Source organism: Alkalibacterium sp., from assembly GCF_046484155.1.
GTDB lineage: Bacteria > Bacillota > Bacilli > Lactobacillales > Carnobacteriaceae_A > Alkalibacterium.
Map to the genome: position 1 here is coordinate 1 of NZ_JAWOBT010000095.1, position 4,163 is coordinate 4,163.

Sequence of the window (4,163 nt, forward strand, 5' to 3'; positions counted from 1 at the left end):
CAGCTCACTCCAAGATAAATTCCGAGTCTGTCATTTGTCGGTCGGAATGACCAGCTCACTTCAAAATAAATCCCGAGTCTGTCATTTGGCGGTCGGAATGACCAGCTCACTTCAAAATAAATTCCGAGTCTGTCATTTGTCGGTCGGAATGACCAGCTCACTCCAAGATAAATCCTGAGTCTGTCATTTCGCGGTCGGAATGACCAGCTCACTCCGAGATAAATCCTGAGTCTGTCATTTCATATGCGAGATGACCAGCTCGCCGACTCATTCCTCGCGAGTCTGCACTTTTCAAAAAAAAAAAGAACCTGAACCCTCGACTGAAGCATTCACTAGGTGCAGTGAATGGCTTCCATCAAGAATCCAAGTTATCAAGTTAGACGCGTCTATATAAATCGATCATTTCATCTGCCAAGTCACGGTAAGTCATGGCGTTCATCAAATGATCTTGGGCGTGCACCAGTAAAAGATTTATTTCAACCGTTTCACCCGAAGCTTCCTGCGCCAGTAAATCGGTTTGCACTTTATGGGCTTTTTTGATTGCCGCATCAGCGTCTCGGATTTTTTCTGCTGCTAAGTCAAACTTGTCTTCTTTGGCTGCATGGATGGCTTCCATCGCGCTGCTTCGTGCATCACCGCCGTATGTGATCAAAGTCATGACAATCTCCATCATTTGGTCCCTAGACATGGTTCATCCCCCTCAAACGATCTCCTCTTATTGGACGAGATCTAGTGCAGCATTCAAGACATTTTCCCCGTTCATGGTCCCGTAATCACGCATATTGATGACTTCGACCGCAATGTCATTTTTCTTAGCTAACTCTTCGAACTCAGGTCTCATGTAGCGTACCTGTGGACCAAGCAGCATGACATCGACAGGTCTGGTTTTCAGTTTTTCGTCTACTTCACTTCCTGAAACGGCAAAAATGTGCGCATCAATGTTTTTCTCTTTAGCGACTTCCTGCATATTGGTTACTAAGATACTGGTGCTCATTCCCGCTGCGCAAACAAGCATAATATTTTTCGTTGCCACTTATACCACCCCTAAGAATAATTTCTGCTCTGCTCTTTCAAGCCCCGTATTAGAGGCTTTCTTTGAACTAATCATACACCTCTCGCCTTTTGGTGTCTAGCGAGGCGCGACTGGGCTATAATAAATCGACATTAGGCTTGGCTTCTGATTTGGTCCAGGACATGGTGGACATTGTATGAGAGCGTCAACCACTCATTTAGGGCTTCTTTATTCTCTTTCTGATCAGGAGCTTGCATGACTTCGGCAAACGCTTTGGCTTCCCATACGAGCGGATTGTCTGCCGATTTATCGAGTTCGACCGTTTGACGTTCACGCGTTTTAGCATCCACTAATTCAGCCTCTTCTAGTCCTGTGATGGCATCTAGAACGAGCGTCTGATCCAGACTGTAGACTTCTGATGGGACAGTTGACGTCACGATCTTCCCGTAATGCAACGTGACATCGAAGTCTTCATAACGAAGGATCGCCGTGCCTGCTCCATCAACGCCTGTGCGGATGGCATGAGAAAAAGCGTGAACAGATTCAGGCTTGCCAAACCAGCGCAGGGCAGCATAGACCGTGTAGATCCCTAAGTCGTTGGCTGCACCCCCGGCAAATTTAGGTGAAAAGATCGGTGGCTCTTCTCCAGCCAAGACGTTATCGTAACGCGAGGAGTATTTGCTGTAAGTTAAGGTTGCGCCGGATATCCCTTCAAACTCTTTGATCATACCCGTGATTTTTATAAAGTTGGGTTCAAAGATATGGCGGGCGGCTTCGACCACGACCACACCTTTTGCTTTAGCCAGTTCGGTCAGTTCCGTCCATTCTTCCAGTGAAGCGACCATCGGTTTTTCCACGATCGCATGTTTGTTATGTTCGATCACTGCTTTCGCCTGGCTGAAATGTAAGCTGTTCGGTGAAGCAACGTAAACGACGTCGATGGCCGGGTCATTTAAGAAAGCCTCAAAGTCATCGTAAGCTGTTGCGGCATTGTATTTTTTTTGGAAGTCACTCGCTTTGTCCATATGACGCGAATAAACGCCCTGATAAGCATACGCGTCACTCAACTGTGCAGCTTCAATAAATTGTTCGGTGATCCCGCTCGTTCCGATTGTCCCTAATCCTAATTTTTCCATTCAAATCTCTCCTCTGGTTTTTAGATATTGACTAGATCGTTCCTTAAAGCTTATTGTAACTGATTTAATTAAAGGTGATGACCACGATTTCCGGACGATTGTTTATGCGTATAGGAAACGTTGAATTGCCTAAACCGCGTGAAATGATCATTCGTTTAGAGGGATCTTCCGGAGAAGTAAATAAGCCGTAATCATAATCAGGAAACAGCCCCTGGCCAGGAGCAAACACGCCGCCTATGATCGGCAGACGAACTTGTCCACCGTGAGTATGCCCACTTAAGATGAGGTCAGGCATTTTCGTTTTATCCAACATATAATGAACAAAGTATTCCGGTCGGTGTGCCAAGAGAATTTTAGGGCTCTTGACCATTTGCTGTGTCAATTCGATCGGACCCAATATCGGCTGAGGCAGCCTTGTCTGATCTTGTCTTTCCGCTAATCCCATCAACGCTATGCCTTTTGCAAATTTATCCGGGAGCATGACGGCTTCATCCAGCAGCAAGGTCACCTTAGCTGTTTCCATGATATATTTAAAGTCTTCGAATGAAGCACTGGCGATGTCATGATTTCCCGTGATCACATAGGTGGGTGCTATTTTCGCGCACTCTTCGACGAACCGTCTGAGCGGAGTATCCACGAAGTCTTCAAGTCCCGCCTGCACGAGGTCACCGGTGATAAAAATATAATCCGGATCCTGCTGCTTTGTTTTATCTATGATCGTTTCAACAAAGCTTTTGTTGGTTTTAGGATTAAAGTGTAAATCGCTTAGCTGGACCACTTTCTTCCCCCGCATGGTTTCACTTAACTTGGGAATGGTTAAGGCGTAATTCGTTATTTCTATCAGGTAATTCTGTATGTATACATAAACGAGTATCGCAACACTAAAAACTAAAAATATCCAGGCCATAATGGTTCCTCCAAAATAAAATAATGTACAAAAAAAATGCTACTCCTATTGTAACACAGAATGCATTCTGCAAGCGTTGTTTATTCAGCTAAACGAGACGAGAATGTGTGGACCTCATTAAACGTCAGAAGTGTCCCTTATGCAAAAAAGAGGCTGTCCGCGTAACTATCAAAAAAAAGCAGACTGAACTGACCCAGAAGACTTAGGACTCCATAAGCTTGTTTGTCTATTTTGAAGGAAACGATGGATCCGTCAAACGAGAATGTATCGTTCCATCAACACGCTGAAAAACTTGGTGCCAATGCTTTTTCAAAAAAGGACGTTCTAAAACGACAAAATTGTGCACCCTAAATAAGCCGAAGAAGTTTATTCTTAAAAAACTGTCGAAGGTGAATAATTGGAAGCTATGACAACTGAAGATGGTGATAAAGTGGATGAGTTATAGGAAACGAAGGAAGCTGGAACGTTACTGAGGTCATCAAGGTATTATAAGCGATAAAGCTTATGTATAAAGGCTGGTTCAGTTCTTATTCATGGAAATAATACAAGTTTTCAAATGAGATGGAGCGGATCATTCTTCTTTCGTGGAGATCTTCCTGCATCAATGAAACTGTTGATGCCTTCATCTTAATGAGGTCATCCCATTCCATATGGTAACGTTGCAAAATCAAATCCAGCGGACAATCTAATTCGCCATCGGCATTTTCAATCAGTTCATCTTCACGTATCAATAATTCTTTTGATTCTGTCGGTGTATCGATCACATAAATAAAACGTTTCTTCATTAATACCCCTACTCTCTAACAGGTTGGTTGATCAATTTGTTACAGAAAAAAATGATATATATATTTATGTTAAGACCTATTATACTAGAGAATCGGGTGAATGTCTGTGTCTGATTTAAGACGATTCGGGCAAAATAACGTGAAATCATTCACTTAGTTTAGATACGTTTTAAATTAGAGAAAGATGAGAAAGATGACAACCTCCTTCATCTTCCAGATCATGGTTCTGTTTTCGATATGTGACTAAGTCCGTGGAATTACATAGGTAAAAAGGCGTCCGTACACCAAGCACAATCGTCCCAAACCGCTCTATTGTTCCTGAT

The 4,163-nt window shown here is 43.4% G+C and carries 5 protein-coding genes; all 5 read right to left on the reverse strand.

Translation table 11 applies throughout. The features are described from left to right. Positions 1 to 376 precede the first annotated feature (376 nt). A complete protein-coding gene (locus R6U02_RS06795; RefSeq protein WP_410262859.1) occupies positions 377 to 688 on the reverse strand; it encodes a PTS lactose/cellobiose transporter subunit IIA in 312 nt (103 codons plus the stop codon). Between the two features lie 27 nt (positions 689 to 715). Further along, on the reverse strand, positions 716 to 1,033 hold the full coding sequence (locus R6U02_RS06800; RefSeq protein WP_410262860.1) for a PTS sugar transporter subunit IIB: 318 nt from the start codon (positions 1,031 to 1,033) through the stop codon (positions 716 to 718). A gap of 131 nt (positions 1,034 to 1,164) precedes the next feature. Continuing rightward, positions 1,165 to 2,148: a Gfo/Idh/MocA family protein gene (locus R6U02_RS06805; protein ID WP_410262861.1), complete on the reverse strand. Its 984-nt coding sequence runs from the start codon at positions 2,146 to 2,148 to the stop codon at positions 1,165 to 1,167. 64 nt (positions 2,149 to 2,212) lie between these two features. Next, complete coding sequence (locus R6U02_RS06810; RefSeq protein WP_410262862.1) at positions 2,213 to 3,055, reverse strand: metallophosphoesterase; 843 nt, start codon at positions 3,053 to 3,055, stop codon at positions 2,213 to 2,215. A 527-nt stretch (positions 3,056 to 3,582) separates the two neighbouring features. Beyond that, a complete protein-coding gene (locus R6U02_RS06815) occupies positions 3,583 to 3,840 on the reverse strand; it encodes a hypothetical protein (RefSeq protein WP_410262863.1) in 258 nt (85 codons plus the stop codon). Positions 3,841 to 4,163: the final 323 nt, after the last annotated feature.

Excerpts from the sequence above, each read along its gene's own strand:
- R6U02_RS06795 (WP_410262859.1), bottom strand. The coding sequence starts at position 688 with ATGTCTAGGGACCAAATGATGGAGATTGTCATGACTTTGATCACATAC.
- R6U02_RS06805 (WP_410262861.1), bottom strand. The coding sequence starts at position 2,148 with ATGGAAAAATTAGGATTAGGGACAATCGGAACGAGCGGGATCACCGAA.
- R6U02_RS06810 (WP_410262862.1), bottom strand. The coding sequence starts at position 3,055 with ATGGCCTGGATATTTTTAGTTTTTAGTGTTGCGATACTCGTTTATGTA.
- R6U02_RS06815 (WP_410262863.1), bottom strand. The coding sequence starts at position 3,840 with ATGAAGAAACGTTTTATTTATGTGATCGATACACCGACAGAATCAAAA.